The sequence below is a fragment of the Pontibacillus salipaludis genome, assembly GCF_014642405.1.
GTDB lineage: Bacteria > Bacillota > Bacilli > Bacillales > BH030062 > Pontibacillus > Pontibacillus salipaludis.
Genome location: NZ_BMIN01000009.1, coordinates 140,596 through 162,517, shown reverse-complemented (window position 1 = coordinate 162,517; position 21,922 = coordinate 140,596). Strand labels below are relative to the sequence as shown.

Here is a 21,922-nt window from a genome sequence, read left to right as displayed (position 1 = left end):
TGCCTCCGACTTCCTTTAGATTCTGGGTCGCCCCAGACACCCTTGTCTTTGGCTAACGGCTACAACGACCTTCACCGTTCGGGACTTTAACCCTAAAGCTTACGTCCATGCCGGGCACACCAAAAAAGGATTATTAAGAAAACCTTAATAATCCTTTAATACCTAGTCCATATTCTGATGTTTCAATAGGTGTACAAGAGGAATAAAAATCGCTACCAGCTTCCTTTGACTTAAGTAAGAGAGCTACCCCTTAACTCATGGTCTTGGATGTCCCCTTTTTCCTTCAAGAAAGAAAGAACGCAGTGGTTAAACTCTTTAGGTTTATCAATATTTACTACATGTCCGCTACCAGGAATAAGAAGTAATGTCGAGTTCCCTGCCTCTTTAGCATCTTCCCTAATATACCTCTTAAACATATGATCCTCTGCACCAGTTAAATAAAGTTTAGGAATATGAGAGGCTACTTCTTTAACATTCTCAAATGTTCGTTCCACCGTGTGGAGGATTCTATACCAACCGAGGAACTCTTTTCGTTCCATTTCTGTAGCTTCTTTGATAAAAGCGTCTCTAGAAGATTTATGACTATTCTTAGGCATTAATATATAAGCAAATAAAGAGTAAATCCACATATGAGGTGCCATGTTTTTTAACATCCCTCCAAGAGTAAGTAAGACTCTTGATAAAGGATTTATTCTTGTAATTGCACCTCCAAGTACAACTGTTTCTATCCGTTCTGGAGCAATAGACATAATGTTGTGTATGAGCACCGAACCTAAGGATATTCCGACAAAATGAGCTTTATCTATACTCAAATAATCCAATACTCTTAGAACTTCTTTTGAAGCTAATTCAAACGAAAAATCTTCATTATAACGATCGACACTTGGTGAATTCTTATGTCCTGGTAGATTAATAGCAATGATATTAAAATTCTTTCTAAACTCCTTAATTTGCGGGAAGAAGATACTTGAATTTCCTCCAATCCCGTGTAAAAGAACAACATATTCCTTACTACTGTCTTGGCCCAATACTTTATGTTCTAACAAAACGACAATCCTTCCTCATATGCTTTATAACTAGTTGTGGTGATCGTAAAAATCCATTCAATCTGAGATTTTTTTATCCTTAAAGATACAGTATCAGATCATTTGCTCTCTAGGCAATTGAAATTAGAAAAAGGATTATCCACTAGAAGAGAAATTTTACAATTAGCTCCCTAATAACAGCAAGTAATCTACCTATCTATCTGATCGCCCGAGTAGCTATGAATGTACGTATATACTGATCGATCAATCTCTCTCCTCCAAAGTCATCTTCGTAAAATCCAGCAATAACAAACCCTGCATCAATTTGGCCTTGAATTTGGTCTTCTAAAGAATGAGCATACTCAATCGTATCCCCTGACTCAACATAGGCCTTTACTTCTTCCGGATCAAGATGATCAAGCGTGGAAGATGGAACGGCATATTTTACATCCAAAACACCTTGCTCTTCTTTCAATTCATCAAATAACCATAGTAGAGGGTTCGTAAATCCAGAGATCAAGCTACCACCATCCCTCAGAACACGATATGCTTCTTTCCATACCGGGCGAATATCATCAACAAATAGATTGGAAACAGGATGGACAATGATATCAAATGTTTGATCCATAAAGGCACTCAAGTCAGACATATCTCCCTGAACGGCCTTAATCTTTAAACCTTCACTCTCTGCAACAAGTTTGTCCTGCTCAAGCTGCTTATCTGAAATATCTAGAACGGTTACATCAGCACCTGCTGCCGCTAAGATAGGCCCTTGTTGTCCACCTCCTGAAGCAAGACATAATACCTTATTCCCTTCTAACGATTCCGGAAACCATTGACGAGGCACTGGTTTCTCTGTCGTGACACAGATCTCCCAATTTCCAAGTCTACTTTGCTCGATAATTTCTGAATCTACAGCTTTCGTATACCTTGATTCAGCCTCTACTTTTTTGTTCCAAGCTTTCCGGTTATGTTCTGATAGATTCATTTCGGTGTTCCTTCTTCCTTTATGAAATTATTATTTTCGGCATACATAAATCATCTCTTTGCTAGTAGAGGTAAGCGGACCTTCTTCCCAATCCCCATATATATGAAGAATAGATAGTCCATGCTTCTCTAGAAGTCTCTTCATTTCTTTCGGAAAAACAAATCGGAGGGCTATGTGAGATTTTTCTTCGTTTATCATCTCATCAAATTCATTCTTGTATCGCCGTGTTGTGGTATTATACTGTACCTGACTTAAAGCGTCATATTGACTAGAGTGATAAACATCGACTAAAACCCCCGTTTCTTCATCCTTGTAAGAATGCTCAAATACCTCTTCCGGTTCACTTAAGAGTTCATAGGCATTCGGAAAGCGAGTACCAAATATAAACACACCATTCTCTTTCAGGTGGCGCCTAACGGATGCCAGCAACCCATCCTGAGAGTCATTGGTGAGAAAATGTTGAAATGAATTTCCAACAGTAAAGATGAAATCCACTTTCTTATGGAGGTTCAAATCTGCACAGTCTTCTAGGATCCAGTTAATAGTGTCCCCTGCTCTTGTTTTTCGTTTTGCTTCCTCTAACATGCCCTGATGTACGTCTATACCAGTCACATCATATCCCGCACGCGCTAAGGGGAACGTTGCTCGACCTGTGCCACAAGCCAGATCAATAATAGGACCATCTTGTTTCTTCGCCCACTTCAACAGAAGAGGAATATCACGCTTATTCGCATTATTCTGTCCATCATAACGAGCCGGATCATCATATTCTTCTAAATTATATATTTTATCAAGGTTTTCCATAGATCTCTCCAATTATTAAACTAACAGATTGTAAAGACATAAAACGAAAGGGAGCATTAGAGTACTCATTCCTACAGGACGTTTACCATAGTATTACGATTATGTATCTTCTTGATTTACTAAGGCGTTTTTTATAACAGGCGCATCAGGAGGATTAAGTGAAGAAGGGAGGCTAAAGGGAGAGAAGAATTGTAAGTCCGCTACTTCCTCTTCTTGTTTTTGCAATGTGCCACTATAATCGTTGCATAAATAAGCTGCTGTCACGTTATACACTTCATCCCCGTTGGGCAGTTTGTAATAGAATTCTTCACCAGAATACACTCTTAGTAATTTTAGATCTTTGGCTTTTAACCCTGTTTCTTCCTCCAGTTCTCTATAGGCCACTTCTTCTAAGTTCTCCCCTAACTCCATAGATCCTCCAGGAAGTCCCCAGCACTGATTGTCTTTCCTCAACTGTAACAATAATTCTCCTTGTTTATTAAATAGCAATACACATGAGCCCGGCATAAGAAGAGGCCTTGTTCCTACCTCTTTTCTTAAATCTTTTATATATCCCAACACCTATTCCCCTCTACTGTTTTTTAGCTTTTCAACCAATTCTATAACCAGCTGGATGGATCCTATTATCTTCTTCATGTTTTCTACGAACAATTACACACTCCACATTATTCCAAATGAATGGACTGTATTCAATTAAAATTCTAAAACAACAGACGTACCCTGAGAGAGTACGTCACTTCTTATGAGTTAACGACTAATTCATGTTGATCATTAACTATAATTCGGTCACCTGTGTCGAGGAGTATCTCTAAAGGGTAAACTTCCGCTTGTTTGTCTGAGAAGATCCACCGTCTTCCTGGTTCGATTAACAATAAAGAATTCCCATCCTCTCTTCTCCCCATAAAATTAAGAGCAGAACCGTCAATCGGTTCCTGGTCTCGTTCTAGGATACCGATACGACTTAATTTCTCTCCCGCACTTTGAGCATCTTGAACGGTTACGCTGATCTCACTGATCTTCAAAAGGCTTTGCGAGGAAAATGGATCGTCACTATCTTTTGATATAGAATGTCTAGCAATGAACTCAACAATATTTCCTGCAGGGTCATAGAAATATAAAGAATGAGCAGGAAGGTCTGAAAAATCTACTTCATCTTCCCCATCTTCCGTGTTCAATTGAACTCTTGATTCTACCCAGCTTTTTGCTTCGTTAAATTTGTTAGAAGGAATATTAAATGCAAAGTGATAATATGGATTTCCTTTTACATTCGTTGAAGAAAACTCTAATAAACTAGAGCCTACGGCAAGCTGAAGATTTTTTTCATCTTCTTTTATAACTTTCATACCTAGTACAGTTGAATAGAAATTTTTTAAAGCTTTGATGTGATTTGTTTTTAAGCTAACTTTTTTAATATCCATCATGCTTACCTACCTTCACAAGTATTTATAATTATTATAATTGAACATAATAGATTAAAATAATACCAGATTGTAATAGTTAGGTATAACATTTACTTATATTAAAAAAACGCTCCATCCTTACTGTAAGGATGGGCGCAACTTAAGTTTAGCGATAAACGCTAGCGCACGTATTCGCCTGCGGTTCATAATAGCAATGATTCTTATATTGTCCTGCAAAAGGCTGACCGAACCATGTGGGAGGACATGCACCTGATGGGTTGAAGTACCAAAGGGAGTACTTTGCAGGGAACTGTCTCCAGAATTTTAAATTCTTCTCTGCTAATCGTTTTTCAGCCGATCTAGCTCTGTTGTAAAACAGATTCCCCTTTTGTACAGCTTCAAATGAGTAATTTCCTCCTTGAACTTGATAAATAACATCAGAAATGGTTCTGAGATCTTTAAAATCTAAACAATCTGATGCAGTTCGGTTTACAATAACATTACCGACATACAACATTCCTTGTTTTCCTTCACTAACCGCTTCTGCTCTCATCATCCTCGCCATTAAAGCAACGTCTGAATCTGTATATTTCACTCTCGGCATACTTTCACCTCACAATTTTGTATGCAAAATTTCTTTCGTTGTCTAACTACTTGTGAAAACCCAATATTTATAAGTATGTAAGAGCTGCTTATCCTATTATTCATTTTCTATTTACTCTTCAGGTAAGGAGTAAATATAGAGAAATCATGAAATTTTTTCCCTTAAGACCTTTTCGTTCATGCCCCAATAAAAAACAGGGCAAAATCTACTTGATTTCGCCCTGCAAAGACATTCAGTTCTTCATTACACCTGACTTTTCTCTTCCTCCTGCAACTTCCTCCACAGAATCTTCCCGGAACTTGTTGTCGGAAGGGAATCGCGAAACTCTACGAGCCTAGGATACTTATAGGCAGCCATGTGTTCTTTCGCCCATTCAATGATCTCTTCCTCAGCTACTGTGCCTTTTGCCTCCTCATTTAAAATCACGAAGGCTTTTACTGTTTCACCCCGTCGTGGATCAGGAACTCCAACAACACATGCTTGCTGTATGGAAGGATGATTATAAAGTAGTGACTCCACTTCTGTAGGCCACACTTTGTACCCTGAAGCATTGATCATCCTCTTAACCCGATCAACAATAAAGAAGTATCCTTCCTCGTCCACTCTTCCTATATCCCCTGTACGGAAAAATGTTTTCCCGTCAATATCAAGAAATGACCCTTCATTATCAGATTCATTGTAATACCCTACAAAGACTTGAGGGCCATTTACAACAATTTCCCCTGTCTCATTTACTCCAAGCTCTAGTTGAGTAGCAGGATCAATAATACGTGCATCGACATCGAATGAAGGAACACCAAGGCACTGAAGTTTCGGACGATCAGGTGGATTGAAGTGAGTATGGGATATCGTTTCTGATAAACCATATCCTTCAATAAACTTAAGCCCCGTCATCTCATATAGCTTGTTACCAACAGCCTCAGGCAATGCAGCTCCACCACCTGCTAGTACTTGCAGACTTGAGATGTCATATGAAGAAAGAGTAGGGTTTGAAAGAAAATCAATCAGCATCGTACTGATCATAACCCAGTGTGTCACTTGATTTTCCTCAATCATTTTAGCTGCCATCTCTCTGTCCCAGCGAGTTACTATGACCATTGTACATCCGCCATATACTGGAGCGTGAAGACTATGAAGCATCCCCGTTACATGGAACAGAGGTAAGGTAGTAAGGTGCACACTATCCATTGTAATGCTTACCCAGTTGTAAGCAGATACTGCATTCGCTTGAACAGTTGAATTTGTATGCATACACCCTTTCGGTTTTCCTGTAGTACCAGAAGTATATGGCATAACACATAAGTCATCAGGACCTGCTTCAGCTGGCTTAGGTGAAAGACCAGCTGCCAGGGCATCTTTCCAATAATACGTTCCGGCGTGATGGAAAGATTGACGTGGCGCAAGCACTTCAGGCGGGAGATCTTCCATATGCTCTGCAGGCAGATAATCACTGTAGGAAGCTACCACAATGGACTCAAGAGAAGTCGATTTTAAGAGAGGTTGTACTCGATCGTACAACTCTTGTCCAACGATCGCGTTCTTAATTTGACTATCTTGAATGAAAAAGGCAAGCTCCTCCGACGTGAGCATGGGATTAATCGGGACGACAAGGGCATCCGCACGATTAATACCATAGAAGCTTACTGCATATTGAGGAGAGTTCTGCATAAAGATCAGAACAGGTTCTCCTTTTTCAACATTTAGCTTGTGCTGCAAATAACCAGCAAGTGCCCCTGCTTCTTCTTTAAACGTTCGATAGGAAATCTCACTTCCGTAATAAAGCATTGCTGGATGATCAGGAAAACGTGCTGCTGCCACCTCCAAATTATGATAGAGTGTCGTTTGTGGTACAGACAGACTTTTCGTTACACGATTCGGGTAGTACTGAAGATGATTCGTAAACATAAATCGCCATTCCCCTTTCCACTCTTAGGTATAGTAGTTAACCTACGTTATGGTACAAGCACTAGCTTCCCTTTCGTTTTTCTGCTCTGAAGTAATTCATGTACGTTTGCTGCTTCAGCAAGAGGATAGACTCCCCCAATTGTAAGTTTCAGCTCATCCTTTTGAACAAGAGCTAAAAGTTCCTGAAGGCTTGAACTGAATAATTTAGGTTTTTTCATAATTTGTGGTAAAAAGAAGCCGACAACTGATAAGTTCCGGTTCATTAAACCTGAAGGATACATTTGAGCTGGGTTTCCACTCGCGACACCATACACCACGACACGTCCAAATGAGCGCATGCACTTAACCGTTTCATGGAAGATCTCGCCACCTGCCATCTCTAATGCAACATCAACTCCCTTTCCGCCGTTTGCTTCTATTACCTTCTCTCGCCAGTTATCTTCCGTGTAATTCACAATCGCATCTGCCCCGAGTGACTTGGCAAGTTCTAACTTCTCTTCTGTACTAGCGGTAGCAATAACCTTACCTGCTCCGAATGTTTTAGCCAATTGTACAGCAAGAGATCCAACACCACCAGCGGCTGCGTGAACAAGAACTGTTTCTCCTGTTTCAAGCCGTCCCATCGTTTTTAAAATATGATAAGCGGTCAAGCCTTGAAGAGGGAGAGCAACAGCTGTTTCAGGTGTTACGCCTTCTGGTATTGGAATTAACATCTGAGCATTAGCCACAGCGTATTCAGCATATCCCCCTTTCTCAATGAGCGTAACGACTCGGTCTCCCTTTTGTACGTTTGAAACACCTTCTCCAATCTCCTCAACGACTCCAGCAACTTCCGCACCAGGGATAAAAGGCAGTGGAGTTGGAACAACATATGCTCCCTCTCGGCGAGCCGTATCTGCATAATTCACCCCAATAGCCTCAACTTTAAGAAGCACCTCCCCTTCAGATGGACTAGGATTATTTAGATCTTTGATTTCTAACACTTCTGGTCCTCCATAGTTCTCAAACTGAACAGCTTTCATAAAACTCCTCCTTATTGGCCTGTAAATGCAGGCTTTCGTTTCTCAACAAACGCGCTAACGCCTTCCTGATGATCCTCTGTTGAAACCATGACCGTCTGAGTAATTCGCTCTTGCTCAAGAATCGAAGCAAGATCGGCTGTTTCAGACTGGTTGACGAGCTTTTTCATCATACTGATCGCACGACCTGGTCCCATTGCAATTTTAGTAACGTATCCTCTTGCTGAAGCTTCAAGTTCGCTTTGCTCATATACTTTATTGACTAACCCAAGCTCCATGGCCTGTTGGGCTGATACAGGTTCCGCATTAAAAAGAAGCTCTTTGGCTTTATACGGACCAAGCTTTTTCGTTAAGAAATAGCTGCCACCTCCATCTGAAACCAATCCCACCTGGGCAAAACTTAAGACAAACTGACTTTCTTTAGCGGCGAGAATTTGATCACAAGCAAGTACCAAGTTCCAGCCAGCTCCTGCTGCGAAACCATGAACGATTGCTATAATCGGCTTCGAGCATTCTTTCATCGTCAGTATGAGTTCATTTAAATACCCTAAATGATCATACACATCTGTAGCCGTTGCTTGCCCCATCTCTTTTACATCTCCACCTGCGGAGAAAGAACGTCCTGCACCAGAGATGGTAATCGCTTTAATAGAATCAGAGCGATCTGCTTGTTTCACCGCCCGTGTTAATCCAGTAATCATTTCTTCACTGAATGCGTTAAGGCGATCTGGCCTGTTTAACACACAAGATAAAACAGGCCCCTCTTGAGTAATTTGTAAATGATCATTGCCTTGTATCAAATCATATCCTCCTTTATATTAGCGAACGTAATTGGTCGCTTCGATCATGTGAGACGCTATGACACGGTTTCGTTCTATGCGATTCTCTGTAAGAAAGGCATTCAAATTAACGGAAACACCCATCAGGAATTGGGATCGGATTTCGCCTTTTAACAAGGATGCACCGAGATACTTCGCGTTCGTTTCAACTTGTGCTAAAGAATGCTCCACAAACGTCTCCGCAAGTTTTTCTTTTAAACTATAGGTACGATCCCCATGTTCTCTCGCTTTCTCTGCCCGAACTACGCATGATTCTGCCTGATAAAGAGCAATCGCAATATTAGCAAGCTTCATCAGGGTTTCCTGTTCATTCTTCATAGCGTCCCCGTAGGCTTCGTAGGCAGCACCCGCACATACTAAGAAAATGTTTCTGTAGGTATCTACGACTTGATGGAGGGAAGCGAGAATGTCGTCTTCTTTCTGAATACCACTTTCAAGCTTTGCTTGTGCCTGCTCAATTAATGAACGTGCATCTACTTCCCCTTTCGCCACTCGTTTAAAGAACGCCCCAGGGATTAGTAACCGATTAATTTCATTCGTTCCTTCAAATATTCGATTGATCCGTGCATCCCTGTAGGCTTGTTCAACTGGATATTCCTTAATAAAGCCGGCTCCCCCATGAAGCTGAACGCCTTCATCTGCCATGTAATCAAGAGTCTCAGAACCTACAATTTTACAAATTGCCGATTCTAGAGCATGTTCATTCATTGCTTTAGCAATCGCTTTATAATCGACAGAATCCTCATAGCCTCCTAGAGCTGATTCTACAAGCCCTGCTGTACGGTACATAACCGACTCGGCTGCAAATAATTCACTCGCCATCGTTGCAATTTTTTCTTGTGTTGCCGGAAAGTCTGCAATGCGCCGTTTAAATTGCTTTCGTTCCGTTACCTGTGACAAGGTCGCATCAAAGACAGCACGTGAAGCGCCAGTGGTTGCAAAGCCAAGATTAAAGCGCCCTAAGTTCAGCACATTTAAAGCAATAACATGACCACGGCCAACTTCCCCTAACAGATTCTTTACAGGCACCTCGCAGTCTTCAAAAATGACTGAACACGTTGAAGAACCTTTGATCCCCATCTTCTGTTCTTCCGGTCCAATCGTGACCCCAGGAAAATCCTTTTCAACTATGAAAGCAGAGAAATGCTCCCCGTCGACTTTGGCATAAACAATAAAGGTATCAGCAAATGCAGCATTCGTTATATAAATTTTAGTTCCATTCAAAATATAGTGCGTGCCCGCTTCGTTCAAAGCGGCTGTCGTTTTAGCCGCTAATGCATCTGAACCTGCCTCAGGTTCAGTCAGGCAATAAGCTCCAATATATTCACCTGAGGCAAGTTTAGGAAGGTATGTCTCTTTTTGTTCTTTTGTTCCGAAGTACGTAATAGGTAGGGTCGCAATACAAGTATGATTACTGTGCGCTACAGAATATCCGCTCGCACTCCCCAGGGCTTCACCAACAATCCCTTTGCTAATTTTGTCTAATCCCAATCCTCCATAAGCTTCTGGAATGCTGTGCCCAAGTAAACCAAGCTCCCCAGCTTGCTTCATAAGGGTTGCAACTAATTCAAAGTCTCCATTCTCGATGGTCTCCCTTTGAGGGTAGACTTCTCCTCTTAAGAACTTCTGAGCTGTTGTCTGAATCATCTTATGCTCATCTGATAAATCTTCTGGAGTAAACATTTCTAGAGGCGTTATACGATCCGTTAAAAACTGACCACCCCTGATCATCTTATCGACTGGATTCATATTCCTTAACCTCCTTAATCGACCCGCTCCTCTTGGAAAATACGGGGACAATATTATATTGGTTTTCATTAGACACAAACGATAGATCCTCTTCTAAGCCATAAGCAGTCATCATTTCTCCAACTCTCGTTTCAGCTAAGACTTCTTTAGCGGTCCGTTTTTCGTTGCTGTATACCATTAAGGCACCTCGAGCCGCATCAGATAATTCCCAGTCACCTTTTTGTATCAATGAATGTAGGAGTCCCCCCGCACCGTAATAGTCCTCAAGACAGAACGAGTTCGCTGATCCGGAGCACACAAGTACAATATTTTCTGTTCGGTGTTCTTGGTAGAGCCGGTCGGCTATAGCACCTATATTTAAGAGTGAACATAGATAGACCATTGAAGCTCCCTCTGAACGGCGAGTGGCAACTGTACCATTTGTTGTCGATAATATGAGTAGACGATTATAAACAACTCGATTTAACGCTAGTGGATTAGGTGGGAGAAAGCCTTTAATTGTGATGCCTCCATACTCCCCTGCAACGAGTGGGTTTTCATGCTGAAATCTTTTTGATACTGATTTCGCTTCCTGTTCGTTTAGAACCGGTATTACTTCCCGTGCACCATTCGCTAAACTTGCCGTAATAGTGGAAGTAGCAAGGAGTACATCAAAGACAACGGCAACTGAGTTGTTCTGCCACCTAGAAGGATCAATATCTTCTTTTTTCATCACTACATGAATGCGCCCCACCTCTACACCCTCGCTGTTTCTTCTGCTAGATCAATAAGGTGATTCACAAAATGATTCATATGCGCAAATCGTGGGTCGCTTGTCTGCCCCATTTTGTAACGGTAATAGATTTGTTGTACAATCCCAGCGAGCTTAAAATAAGCGAACGATAGATAGACGTCCATATTCGTTACGTCCCTACCACTTTTCTTCGCATACCGTTCTATAAAGTCATCCCGAGAGAAGAAACCTTCTTGTATGGTTAATGGTGGCTTCCCTAATCCTTTTCGTAACGACTCTGGGTCATCCTTCTGGATCCAGTATCCTAAAGCTACTCCAAGATCAGCCATTGGGTCACCAACCGTCGTCATCTCCCAGTCAAATAAACCCACCATCCTGCTATAGTTGTTTCTATTAAACATCGCGTTATTTAGTTTGTAATCATAATGGATAACTGAAGCTTCAGAAGAAGATGGTATGTGATCGATGAGCCATTTCTTAATTCGCTCACCTGATTTCACATCATCTGTCAGGGCTTTGTCATAACGCTTAATCCAACCGTGCACTTGGCGCTCCATAAATCCTTCAGGTTTCCCCATTGTTTCAAGTTCAGTTCCTTGATAGTCAAGGTTGTGTAGTTCGACAAGTCTGTCGACCATCTCTTTAGAAATCGATTGTCCTAGTTGATGAGAACCTTCTACTCCTTCTGGCCATTCCGTATCAAGAACGATCCCCTTTTTCCTTTCCATTAAAAAGAAGGGGGCTCCTAAAACGGATTCATCACCATACACAATAGGTCTAGGGGCAAGAGGGAACTTATCGTGAAGCGCTTTCAAAATTGTGTACTCTCGATTCATATCATGAGCTTTTGGAGCAACCGGTCCAAGAGGGGGGCGACGTAGTACCGCTTCAAAGTCCCCTTTCTTCAATTCATAAGTTAAATTCGAATGACCTGCACCAAATTGACGAACCTGAAGTTCTCCTGATGGATAGGAAGATAAATGACGCTTAAGAAAATCTTCGAGCGCTCTACTATCAAGTTCTTCTCCGCTCCTTACGGGTTGTGTATCCTGCATGATTTTCCCCCTTTTTAAACGTTCACTACAAACTGATCTAACTTCTCTCGAATAGGATCAGAGAGTGGTTTACTTTTCTCTGTTTCTACATCGAATGAAACAATGACCGACTCTCCTCTAGCGATTAATGTATTTGTTTCATCATCATAAATCTCTTGAAGAGCCGTGAAACTACTATTACCAATGCGAACGACTTTCGTCTCAATAACAAGGACCTGCCTAAAATAAGCTTGCTTAATAAAGTCACATTTTGCCGATGCCAGAACATAATTCTGGTCTTCATCGAAAATATCCGCATCATAGAAAAACTGAATTCTAGCATCTTCTAAATAAACAAAATAGTTACTATTATTTACATGCCCGAGTAAGTCTGTTTCACAAAACCGAACCATTACTTTATGTTGATGCACATCGTCACCTCACCTTTATGAGCGCACTCTTCCGTTTTCACTATATTCATAAAATCCTTTACCTGTCTTACGGCCAAGCTCGCCCGCTTCCACTTTATCCACGATCGTTTTAGGTGGCTGATCAAGTGGATTACCTGTCTCATTATATTGTTGTTGCATAACGTAATATCCAACGTCAATACCAGATAAATCTAGCAATTCGAACGGTCCCAGTGGATGGCTGAGGGCTTTTTTCGTAATCGTATCGATATCTTTGAAATCAGCATAGCCATTTTCATAGAGACTCATGGCTTCCTTTTGAATAGCAAATAAAATACGATTTGCTATAAAGCCAGAGATCTCCTTATGAAGAAGGACAGCCGTTCGATTCATCTGCTCACTAACTTCCATAGCAATTTGTGCTGTTTCTTCAGAAGTATGGTCTCCCTTTACCACTTCCACACAATCCATGACTAGGGCCGGGAAGAAAAAATGCATATTGCATACGCGGTCTGGACGTTCTGTCACGTCAGCGATCAGGGAACTGACAATAGTAGAGCTGTTCGTTGCAAGAATCGTTTGCGGAGGAGCAATGTTATCAAGCTGTTGAAACACTTCACGCTTTACGTCTAGCTTCTCAACTACGGCCTCAATAACAAAATCAGCATTTCCTGCCGCTTCTTCAAGACTTGGTGTAAATGTAAGGCGATTAAATGCTTCATTCTTATCTCCTTCTGAGATCTTCCCTTTCTTCACCCATTTATCCATAATCCCTTCGAGTGTTCCCTTTGCCTTCTCAAGTGCCTCTTCATTTAAGTCTTGAAGTACTGTTGAATACCCACCTAAAGCCCCAAGCATCGCAATCTGATGCCCCATTGAACCCGCTCCAATAACCGCTAACTTATTCACTCTCATATACACTACCTCCTTATAGTTGGATCCCTTCTAGGACCATTTTCATATAAAGGTCAGTCAGTTCGTCTTCTGTTACCTCACCGTCAGGTTCATACCAAAAGTAACTCCAGTTGGAAACGCCTAAAACAGCAAATGATAACATATCAGCACGTAAATCACTTCGAAATTCTCCATTGTCTATTCCAGCTTGGATAATATGCTGTAAGTTTCGCTGAAATTCGTCTCGTTTAGGAAGTACTTGTGAGGTATGCTTCTCACTTAAGTGTCGCATTTCCCGGAAGAATACACGGGCACTTTGGGCACCTGACTTAATATTACTGATGATCATCTTTACATTAGCGTAAAGCTTCTCACGCTCTGTAAGCTCTTCATCTTGTAAAATGGATTCCTGCTGTTCTAGCAACCCTTCAATAAACCTAAGATGAATATGCATCAACACGTCTTCTTTATTAGTAAAATAATAGTAAAAGGTTCCTTTAGTCACACCTAATTCTCTTGTGATATCCTGAATCGATGCTTCTCGGAAACCTCTTTCTCCGAATAGAGCTATGCTTGTATTGATGATTTTCTCTCTCATGTATAAGTTCCTCTCGTTAGTAAGTTGTGATTATGATTAGCAGTGGGCCTGCATGCCGCCATCCACAACAAGCGTCTCGCCTGTCACGTAATTAGATGCAGCTGATGCAAGAAAAAGGGCAGCCCCTTTCAAGTCCTCTTCACTACCAAAACGGTTGAGTGGAGTGCGGTCTAAAATATACTGTCCACCTTGCTCTAGGACAACCTTGGACATTTTCGTTGGGAAGAAACCTGGTGCAATTGCATTTACATTCACACCATATGCCCCCCACTTTACTGCAAGGTCCTTCGTAAGTGTTAAAATGGCTCCCTTACTTGCGTTATAGCCAACCGTATCCATAAAGCGCGGATCAGCTCCGCCTAATCCTGCTACGGATGCAATGTTAATGACTTTCCCAGACCCTTGTTCAACCATAACTTTACCTACAGCCTGAGCCATGAGGAAGGTCCCTGTCGCATTTACATTCATAACTTTCTGCCACGCTTCTAAAGGCATCTCAAGTGATGGCGCTCCCCAAGTAGCACCGCTGTTGTTAACCAAGATATCAATTGTTCCAAATGCTTCTGTTGCTTGTGCTACAACTTCATTCACTTGTTCTTGATTCGTGACGTCACATTGTAAGGCAAGCGCCTTCATCCCATATTGTGTTTCTAATTGAGTGGCAACTTTTTCACAAGCTTCTTTTTTACGTGAGCATAGGACAAGGTTAGCACCTGCTTCAGCAAAAGCTTCTGCCATTTGCGCGCCTAACCCCCTCCCTCCTCCTGTAATTATTGCTGTCTTACCTGCTAAATCAAATAATTGTTGAATACCCATTATACTCCTCCTTCACTGATGTTTAGAGAGTTCGAGTTTTGCAATTTGACGACGATGAACTTCATCAGGCCCATCTGCTAAACGCAACGTTCTAGAGTTTGCCCATTGAGCTGCTAACGTGAAATCGTCACTAACACCTGCACCACCATGAGCCTGAATGGCACGGTCAATAACATTCAAGGCCATTTGCGGGGCTACAACTTTAATCATAGCAATCTCTGACTTAGCCTCTTTGTTCCCGACTGTATCCATCATATATGCGGCTTTTAATGTCAGCAGTCTCGCTTGTTCGATTTCAATTCGTGAGTTTGCAATCCACTCCCGCACAACCCCTTGTTCAGCAAGTGGTTTATGAAAGGCAACACGAGTTTGAACGCGTTTACATAAATCATCAAGCGCCCTCTCAGCAGCCCCAATTAATCTCATACAATGATGGATCCTACCTGGACCAAGACGCCCTTGCGCAATTTCAAACCCTCTGCCTTCTCCAAGAATGATATGATCTGCAGGAACCCGAACGTTTTCAAAATCAATCTCTGCGTGACCATGAGGAGCATGATCATACCCAAATACTGGCAACATTCGATTAATCTTAACGCCTGGTGTATCTAATGGAACTAGGATCATCGACTGCTGCTTATGACGCGGGGCATCAGGATTTGTTTTCCCCATAAAAATGGCAACCTTACAGCGGGGATCCCCTGCCCCAGAGGACCACCATTTGCGACCGTTTAGAACATATTCGTCCCCGTCTCGTTCAATCCTCGCCTCGATGTTCGTTGCGTCAGAAGAAGCAACATCAGGCTCTGTCATAGAGAAACAGGACCGAATTTCACCATTTAATAAAGGTATGAGCCATTGTTCCTTTTGAGCATCACTCCCAAATCGTGCGAGCACTTCCATGTTCCCTGTATCTGGTGCATTACAGTTAAATACTTCTGGACCGATTAACGAGCGCCCCATTTCTTCACACAAAGGAGCATATTCAAGGTTTGTTAATCCGGCCCCATATGTAGCTTCAGGTAAAAAGAGATTCCACAACTCCTCTTTCTTAGCCTTTTGTTTCAATTCTTCTATAATAGGCGGAACTTGTTCAAAGCGAGATGTTTGGTTATTAAGCTGTTCTTCGTACAACGATTCATTTGGATAAACGTAATCCTCCATAAAGGAACGTACCCGCCCTAATAAATCGTTTACTTTGGTGGAGTAATCAAAATGCATGGTAGACCTCCTTCCGGCTTACATACTAACCGGTTAGTATGTAATTCCATTGTATGCTGATTATTCAGAAAATTCAAGGGAAAGGTTTAACGAATATAGGCAGAGGTTACATGAGATATAACCTGAACTCCCTTGATGATTAACAATATATACCATCATCATCGGATTGAATCACTTTGTTACTAGATGCTACTATGGAAAGAAGACTGTACAGAAAGGTGATGTCATTTGAATTTTGGCGATCAAGTTGTTTCGGTTAAGAAATGGCTTCTCTATTTAATATTATTAGCAATTCCAGGCGTTAACATTGTCACCCTTTTTATATTGGCATTTGGGAATAAAAATGAAACGGTTAGAAACTATGGTAAAGCCTCTCTCCTATTAATCGGGATCATTCTACTATTAACTTTAATCATTGCTTTCATAGGATCTTCATAATAGAAGCCCCATACTTGTTTTGTATGGGGCCTTTTGTTAATCATCACCTATGTAAAGAGCACTTGATCAGCCTTTGATAGAGGCTGAATTGTATCCATATAATACTCTTCAGCTTTCCAATACCTTTGCTGAAATTTACCTAAATCTGCTTTCGTATGTTCCGATTCCCTACTAAACCTCGTTTTTCTTGGACACTCTATATAAAAAACATAGTCTAAGTATTGTCTCCATGCATTTCTTTGTAAGAAAACCCCTTCTACTATAACCACTCCATCCGTAGGCAAATTAATTATTTCGTCCCGGCATTCATCTTTTGAAGAATAATAGAAAGGAAGAGTGAGAGAAGACGCTGTTGTAAGTTTACGGAATAGCTCATCCCTTAACTGTTTAACTTCCCATTGGAGATGATAATACTCCATCCACGGATTTAACCCTGTTTGATACCTCTTATGTCTTTCAACAATATGATGATCTAAATGGATAATGGTACTAGCTATCTCTTCTTCATCCAATTGAGCTTTTACTTTTTCAGCAAAAGTCGTTTTTCCAGAACGACTTAAACCATCGATTCCAATGACGGACCTCCCTTTTTCTTTGGACGAACCTTTCAATTGATTAAAATCCAACATGCTCTTCCCTCCGTTCTATTTCAACAAGACTCATTTCGTTCTGCTCTTTTTAATCCAAAGTACACAATCAGATTCAAACTCAACAGGATTTGCATCATACCTTCTTTCTCATTAAAACCTACCCAAATAAGAAGTAACATAGAAATGATCATAGCCATAAGCCATATTAAACATTTCTTCATATAATCTTCTCCCAAATACTATTAGGGTCCTTAAGGTGCAAGTGGTGTGAACAGAAATATACCATACATAGTAATAACACTTGTTAAAATAAGAGTAAGAAACAGCCCTACTGAGGGTATGAGTTTCTTTTCATCCATTTTAAACAATGCAACTATAGAGCAAATTAAACTCACAAATGTCCCAATCGGCAAACCAACTAGCAAAACCCCTGTAGCTGATGTGGGTGTAAGGTACATAAGCATAAACAGTAATATCGGAACGCCTAAAGATAAATAGCTAAGCCACGTGATTTGTCTGTGTTCTACCTCTCGTCCCCTATACAACGCTAACCCTACCAATAACATGCCAATTGTAAAATTAATAATGACTACGGTAGTCATATGCATCTCCCCTATCGTTATGATTGAACCTTCATAACCAACTTGATCTACTTCCTCTATTTGATTTGCTCCCCTTTGAGGTGGAAAGGATTATCCGATTACAAAACGGACTTTACAACACCAGCTTAGTATAGCTAGACCCCAATAATGAAAAGGCGAATTCTAAATAGAATTCGCCTTTTCATTATTATTTTTCTGTCTCTTCTATAAACTTCTTGATCCGCTTCTGATATTCCTCCTCCGCAACCGTATACCCGTCCGTGTGAGTTGCATTTGGAACAATCCATAGCTCCTTTATACCAGGAGCTGTTGCATAGAGGCGCTCTGCCATTTCTGTCGGAACTAATTCGTCGTCCTCTCCGTGGATAATAAAGATCGGTACTTCAGACTTCTTCACCTGATCAATCGTTGAAGCTTCTTCAAACGTATATCCTGCCCGTAAACTTGTTACCATACTTGTAACTTGAAGCAGAGGGAAAGAAGGAAGGTTATACAGATGCTTCATCTGGTGCGCTAGCTCTTCATTTACCGAAGTATACCCACTATCAGCAATAACCCCTTTGACTTCTTTCGGCACATCTTCGCCAGCAGTCATCAAAACCGTCGCAGCCCCCATGGAGAAACCATGCAAGATAATCGATTCAGCCCCCTTTTTTTCAACTAGAAAATCAATCCATTGCAAATAATCAAAACGATCGTGCCAACCGTAACCAATGTAATCCCCTTCACTGTCACCATGCCCTCTGGCATCAGGCTTTAAAATATCATAGCCTTGTTCATAATAAAATTTTGTAATTCCTGGCATTTGTTCTTTATTGCCTTTATAGCCATGAGAAAGAATGATAGTCTTCCCGCTCGGTTTTTCATTTTCCAAGAACACAGCTTTAAGAGTTAACCCATCATCGGTCTTCAATTTAACATCCTGAAAATCCTGCTCCTCAGTCCATTCCCTTACCATTTCTTCTTTACGCTGTTCTTCATCTAGTACACTAGCTGCTTTTGCAACGTCTGCTTCTCCCCCGTGTAATTCAACCGCTCCACTACTGCTGTTGATTGCTACTCCATAAAAATAATTCCCAGCACCGATCAGACCAATAACTAAGAACAACAAGACAGCAATTAAACTCCAGCCGATTCTCTTTTTCATATTCCGCTCTCCTTTTTCTAGTATCGTGTCCAGCTAACAAAACAAACAAGAAAGCGCTTTCTTTCACTCGTAATCTTCTACCAAAAAAATCAAATATAAGATATATATTATACATAAATATCTGACTAATTGGTAAGAGGATGAACATTACCTTGACCACCCACGATCATCTTGTTATCCCTCTCCAAATGATTCTTTCTCTTTTTGCAAATTTTATATATAATAGATTTGTAAAGCTTATTATGCTAGGAGGACCATTATGTCTGAAAAAACTTTCTCAACTGTAATTACATGTATGGACGGACGTGTCCAGCTACCCGTAAACGAGTGGATGCAAAATCAATACAATACCCCTTATGTTGATACGATCACAGCAGCTGGTCCCGAAAAGGTTATTCTCGCAGGAGCCGCTTCAGAAGTGGATTCCATGAAAGAGAAAGTCACCATTTCTTGCGACGCACATGGATCTGAAGTTGTAGCGGTAGCAGGCCACCATGACTGCGCTGGAAATCCGGTTGGCCGTGAACAAAAGGTTGAAGAAATCAAACAAGCTGTTGAAGCTGTACAATCTTGGGGCTTTCCTGTTCAAGTAGTAGGACTTTATGTTAATGAAAAATGGGAAGTCGAAACGATATAAGAGAGAAGATCAGCTCCTATCGAGCTGATTTTTTCTTATTCATTTCTCTCCACTCGCCTTCTAACATTGCCATTTCATATAAACTCCAGTACTCTTCTCCAATCCTACGATGATCTCGGAGAAGTCCCTCTGTTTTAAAGCCAACTCTCTCATAACAACGAATGGCAGATTCATTGAAATCAAACACACCAAGCGTAACACGATGTAATCCCATATCCTCAAACGCTTGTCTCAACACCTTTTCTATAGCTACGTGAGCGACCTTCTTTCCCCTCATAGAATCATGGACAAATACTTTCCCTATACGAGCAGAACGATTACGATAATCAATTCTTCCTAAGGAGATATGACCAATCATACTGCCTGTTTCATCTTCTATTATTTTATATATGAATCGATCAGAACCATTTTGATTTGCACCAGCTATATAATTTACAAGCTGACTTTCGTTCAATGGGTAAGTGAACTGTGTGCCACTCCATTGTAAAAGAGATTCTTTGGATGGAATCCAACTGATCAGTTGTTCGAAGTTTGACTGATTGAAGTATTGAAGAGTAATCAAAATATACCACCTTCATAGATTCACCTTTATAAGTAAATACAAATTTTAATAGGAAAAATTACTTTTTACTAGTTTAACATATTATCCCATTAGGATAGCTGCAAATTTTTATCCCTTTAAACATATGCGTTTATTACTCACAATAAAAAGAGGCCTAAATCGTGACAACGATTTAGGTCTCCTGAATTTATTTATGAGGTTTTCTTTTCTAATTCTTGTGTTTGCTGTTGTTTCTCCTCAAGTACGATGCCTTGATCAACCGCCATCTCTCGAGCTACTTTAGGTGCTAACCATACCGGTGGTAGCATGAGAATGGATACAGGTACAGCCGTCACAACAATAAAGTTTTGTAGTGTTTGAATACTACTCTCACCAATACCAAGTAACGTTGAAGCAATGGCTCCAAATAATAATGCCCAGAACACGCGCAACAAACGAGGTGGATGCGCATGACCTGTAAGCGTTACAGCCACAGAATAGGACATGGAATCTGCTGTAGTAGCAACAAATACAATGGTTACAACAAGGAATCCACTAGCCATCACGGTACCAAAAGGAACTTGCTCCATAATCGCCATAACAGCAGCCGGCATTCCTGAATTATTGAGCGCATCAGAAATAGCTCCTGGATTCTCCATTTCATAGAAAAGTCCCGATCCTCCAACAGCCGCAAACCAAAAATTACTAACGATTGGGGCTAATATTGCCACAGCCAAAATTAATTCTCTAATTGAACGACCTCTTGAGATCCGGCTGATAAACATCGCCATTGCAGGTCCGAATCCAATGAACCAACCCCAGAAGAAGATCGTCCAGTAACCTAGCCAACCATCATCCCCTCTGTATAGACTCATGCGCACAAAGTTCTGTATTTGGTAAGCCTCAGCTCCAATAAATGAATCAATAATAAAGAGTGTTGGTCCTAGAATAAGCATTCCTAACATCAGGATTAGAGCTAACCCAACATTAATACGACTTAAAAGCTGAATCCCTTTATCAACACCTGTAGCTGCTGAAATAGAAGCGACCACTACAAGAAAGATAATCACAATGGATTGGGTGAAAATCGTATCAGGAACATTAAATAAATACTGCAAGGCATATCCCACTTGAAGTCCTAAAAATCCAATTGGCCCAATTGTTCCTGCTGCTACTGCAATAATCGATACAATATCAGCAACTGAGCCCACTATGCTACCTTTGCGAAAGATTTTCTCTCCAAACATCGGATATAGCATCGTACGTGGCTTAAGGGGATACCCTTTGTGATAATGTGCATACATCAAGACAATAGTCGTTACTGTACCAAGACTCGCCCATGCAGTGAAGCCCCAGTGGAAGAAGCTTTGTGCTAATCCAGGAACTACAGACTCAGCAGGGCTCATTCCTTCCTCTGCAAATAAAGGAGGTGTCGTTAAATAATGGTACAACGGTTCTCCGGCTGCCCAGAAAACACCTCCTGCTGCTAATAACGTACATAAAATCATAGAAACCCAACGGAATAGGCTGTATTCAGGTGTATCAAGCTTTCCTAATTTCACTTTCCCATATTTCGAAAGTGCTAGCGCAACTCCGACAACAAATGTAGCGAGTAATAATAATTGCCAGAATGCTCCAAAGAATGTAACAGAAAAGTCGAACGCGCTTGTAATCCATTCTCCCATTAGTGTGTCATTAACAAGGGACATTACAAGAAATAGTATGAGGAATCCTCCACTAATGATGAATGTGACCCAATCAAGCCCCGTTCTTCTATTCGTTTCGTCTGTCATTGTTTTCCTCCTGGTTTTTGTTATATCTTTTGCTAGATATAGTTCGTATTTTGTTCTTAGATGCTCTGGAATTTTTCATTCTTTTATTAGAAAGCGTTTCTCCCCTTTATTTCCGACCTTTTTCACATAGTGTTT

At 40.9% G+C, this 21,922-nt stretch carries 25 protein-coding genes; 2 read left to right on the top strand and 23 right to left on the bottom strand.

Annotated elements, in window-relative coordinates; genetic code table 11:
* Window positions 1-230 precede the first annotated feature (230 nt).
* From IEW76_RS11785 to IEW76_RS11705, 17 genes are all read right to left on the bottom strand, one after another.
* Window positions 231-1,046, bottom strand: coding sequence for an alpha/beta fold hydrolase (locus IEW76_RS11785; RefSeq protein ID WP_188654057.1), 816 nt, complete (start codon window positions 1,044-1,046; stop codon window positions 231-233).
* A gap of 196 nt (window positions 1,047-1,242) precedes the next feature.
* Entirely contained in the window at window positions 1,243-2,013 is a 771-nt protein-coding gene (locus IEW76_RS11780; RefSeq protein ID WP_188654055.1) for a class I SAM-dependent methyltransferase, read from the bottom strand.
* Between the two features lie 30 nt (window positions 2,014-2,043).
* Window positions 2,044-2,817, bottom strand: a complete 774-nt coding sequence (locus IEW76_RS11775; protein WP_188654053.1) for a class I SAM-dependent methyltransferase — start codon at window positions 2,815-2,817, stop codon at window positions 2,044-2,046.
* 99 nt (window positions 2,818-2,916) lie between these two features.
* Window positions 2,917-3,375, bottom strand: coding sequence for an NUDIX hydrolase (locus tag IEW76_RS11770; protein WP_188654051.1), 459 nt, complete (start codon window positions 3,373-3,375; stop codon window positions 2,917-2,919).
* 182 nt (window positions 3,376-3,557) lie between these two features.
* Entirely contained in the window at window positions 3,558-4,238 is a 681-nt protein-coding gene (locus IEW76_RS11765) for a toxoflavin lyase-like VOC family protein (protein WP_229721218.1), read from the bottom strand.
* Window positions 4,239-4,383: 145 nt separating this feature from the next.
* Entirely contained in the window at window positions 4,384-4,821 is a 438-nt protein-coding gene (locus tag IEW76_RS11760) for a cell wall hydrolase (protein WP_188654048.1), read from the bottom strand.
* Between the two features lie 243 nt (window positions 4,822-5,064).
* Window positions 5,065-6,726 carry a long-chain fatty acid--CoA ligase gene (locus IEW76_RS11755; RefSeq protein WP_188654046.1) on the bottom strand — a complete coding sequence of 554 codons (1,662 nt, stop codon included), beginning with the start codon at window positions 6,724-6,726 and terminating at the stop codon, window positions 5,065-5,067.
* A 47-nt stretch (window positions 6,727-6,773) separates the two neighbouring features.
* Complete coding sequence (locus IEW76_RS11750) at window positions 6,774-7,748, bottom strand: quinone oxidoreductase family protein (RefSeq protein WP_188654044.1); 975 nt, start codon at window positions 7,746-7,748, stop codon at window positions 6,774-6,776.
* Window positions 7,749-7,759: 11 nt separating this feature from the next.
* The gene (locus tag IEW76_RS11745) at window positions 7,760-8,545 is read right to left on the bottom strand and encodes an enoyl-CoA hydratase/isomerase family protein (RefSeq protein WP_188654042.1); all 786 of its coding nucleotides are present in this window, start codon (window positions 8,543-8,545) and stop codon (window positions 7,760-7,762) included.
* Between the two features lie 18 nt (window positions 8,546-8,563).
* Window positions 8,564-10,333, bottom strand: a complete 1,770-nt coding sequence (locus tag IEW76_RS11740; RefSeq protein WP_188654040.1) for an acyl-CoA dehydrogenase FadE — start codon at window positions 10,331-10,333, stop codon at window positions 8,564-8,566.
* Window positions 10,317-11,066, bottom strand: a complete 750-nt coding sequence (locus IEW76_RS11735; RefSeq protein WP_188654038.1) for a 2-phosphosulfolactate phosphatase — start codon at window positions 11,064-11,066, stop codon at window positions 10,317-10,319. The genes IEW76_RS11740 and IEW76_RS11735 overlap by 17 nt, the downstream gene beginning before the upstream one ends.
* Before the next feature lie 2 nt (window positions 11,067-11,068).
* Window positions 11,069-12,121, bottom strand: coding sequence for a phosphotransferase family protein (locus IEW76_RS11730; protein ID WP_188654036.1), 1,053 nt, complete (start codon window positions 12,119-12,121; stop codon window positions 11,069-11,071).
* Between the two features lie 14 nt (window positions 12,122-12,135).
* Entirely contained in the window at window positions 12,136-12,531 is a 396-nt protein-coding gene (locus IEW76_RS11725; RefSeq protein WP_188654034.1) for an acyl-CoA thioesterase, read from the bottom strand.
* 15 nt (window positions 12,532-12,546) lie between these two features.
* Window positions 12,547-13,425 (bottom strand): 3-hydroxyacyl-CoA dehydrogenase family protein, encoded by an 879-nt coding sequence (locus tag IEW76_RS11720; RefSeq protein WP_188654032.1) that lies wholly within the window; start codon window positions 13,423-13,425, stop codon window positions 12,547-12,549.
* A 13-nt stretch (window positions 13,426-13,438) separates the two neighbouring features.
* A complete protein-coding gene (locus IEW76_RS11715; protein WP_188654030.1) occupies window positions 13,439-14,002 on the bottom strand; it encodes a TetR/AcrR family transcriptional regulator in 564 nt (187 codons plus the stop codon).
* A 36-nt stretch (window positions 14,003-14,038) separates the two neighbouring features.
* Window positions 14,039-14,818: an SDR family oxidoreductase gene (locus tag IEW76_RS11710; RefSeq protein WP_188654028.1), complete on the bottom strand. Its 780-nt coding sequence runs from the start codon at window positions 14,816-14,818 to the stop codon at window positions 14,039-14,041.
* Between the two features lie 12 nt (window positions 14,819-14,830).
* Window positions 14,831-16,039, bottom strand: a complete 1,209-nt coding sequence (locus IEW76_RS11705; RefSeq protein ID WP_188654026.1) for an acyl-CoA dehydrogenase — start codon at window positions 16,037-16,039, stop codon at window positions 14,831-14,833.
* Between the two features lie 228 nt (window positions 16,040-16,267).
* On the opposite strand from IEW76_RS11705, the gene IEW76_RS11700 reads away from it, so the two are divergent.
* Window positions 16,268-16,477, top strand: a complete 210-nt coding sequence (locus IEW76_RS11700; RefSeq protein ID WP_188654024.1) for a hypothetical protein — start codon at window positions 16,268-16,270, stop codon at window positions 16,475-16,477.
* Between the two features lie 47 nt (window positions 16,478-16,524).
* Here IEW76_RS11700 and IEW76_RS11695 read toward each other — a convergent pair whose 3' ends face one another.
* From IEW76_RS11695 to IEW76_RS11680, 4 genes are all read right to left on the bottom strand, one after another.
* On the bottom strand, window positions 16,525-17,106 hold the full coding sequence (locus tag IEW76_RS11695; RefSeq protein ID WP_188654022.1) for a kinase: 582 nt from the start codon (window positions 17,104-17,106) through the stop codon (window positions 16,525-16,527).
* 20 nt (window positions 17,107-17,126) lie between these two features.
* The gene (locus IEW76_RS11690) at window positions 17,127-17,288 is read right to left on the bottom strand and encodes a hypothetical protein (RefSeq protein WP_188654020.1); all 162 of its coding nucleotides are present in this window, start codon (window positions 17,286-17,288) and stop codon (window positions 17,127-17,129) included.
* 30 nt (window positions 17,289-17,318) lie between these two features.
* Window positions 17,319-17,669 (bottom strand): hypothetical protein, encoded by a 351-nt coding sequence (locus tag IEW76_RS11685; RefSeq protein WP_188654018.1) that lies wholly within the window; start codon window positions 17,667-17,669, stop codon window positions 17,319-17,321.
* A 187-nt stretch (window positions 17,670-17,856) separates the two neighbouring features.
* The gene (locus IEW76_RS11680) at window positions 17,857-18,816 is read right to left on the bottom strand and encodes an alpha/beta hydrolase (RefSeq protein WP_188654016.1); all 960 of its coding nucleotides are present in this window, start codon (window positions 18,814-18,816) and stop codon (window positions 17,857-17,859) included.
* A gap of 259 nt (window positions 18,817-19,075) precedes the next feature.
* On the opposite strand from IEW76_RS11680, the gene IEW76_RS11675 reads away from it, so the two are divergent.
* Window positions 19,076-19,453, top strand: a complete 378-nt coding sequence (locus IEW76_RS11675; RefSeq protein WP_188654014.1) for a carbonic anhydrase — start codon at window positions 19,076-19,078, stop codon at window positions 19,451-19,453.
* Window positions 19,454-19,469: 16 nt separating this feature from the next.
* Here IEW76_RS11675 and IEW76_RS11670 read toward each other — a convergent pair whose 3' ends face one another.
* Together IEW76_RS11670 and IEW76_RS11665 are read right to left on the bottom strand one after the other, a co-directional pair.
* Window positions 19,470-20,015: a GNAT family N-acetyltransferase gene (locus IEW76_RS11670; protein ID WP_188654012.1), complete on the bottom strand. Its 546-nt coding sequence runs from the start codon at window positions 20,013-20,015 to the stop codon at window positions 19,470-19,472.
* Between the two features lie 191 nt (window positions 20,016-20,206).
* Window positions 20,207-21,787 carry a BCCT family transporter gene (locus IEW76_RS11665; RefSeq protein WP_188654010.1) on the bottom strand — a complete coding sequence of 527 codons (1,581 nt, stop codon included), beginning with the start codon at window positions 21,785-21,787 and terminating at the stop codon, window positions 20,207-20,209.
* Window positions 21,788-21,922: the final 135 nt, after the last annotated feature.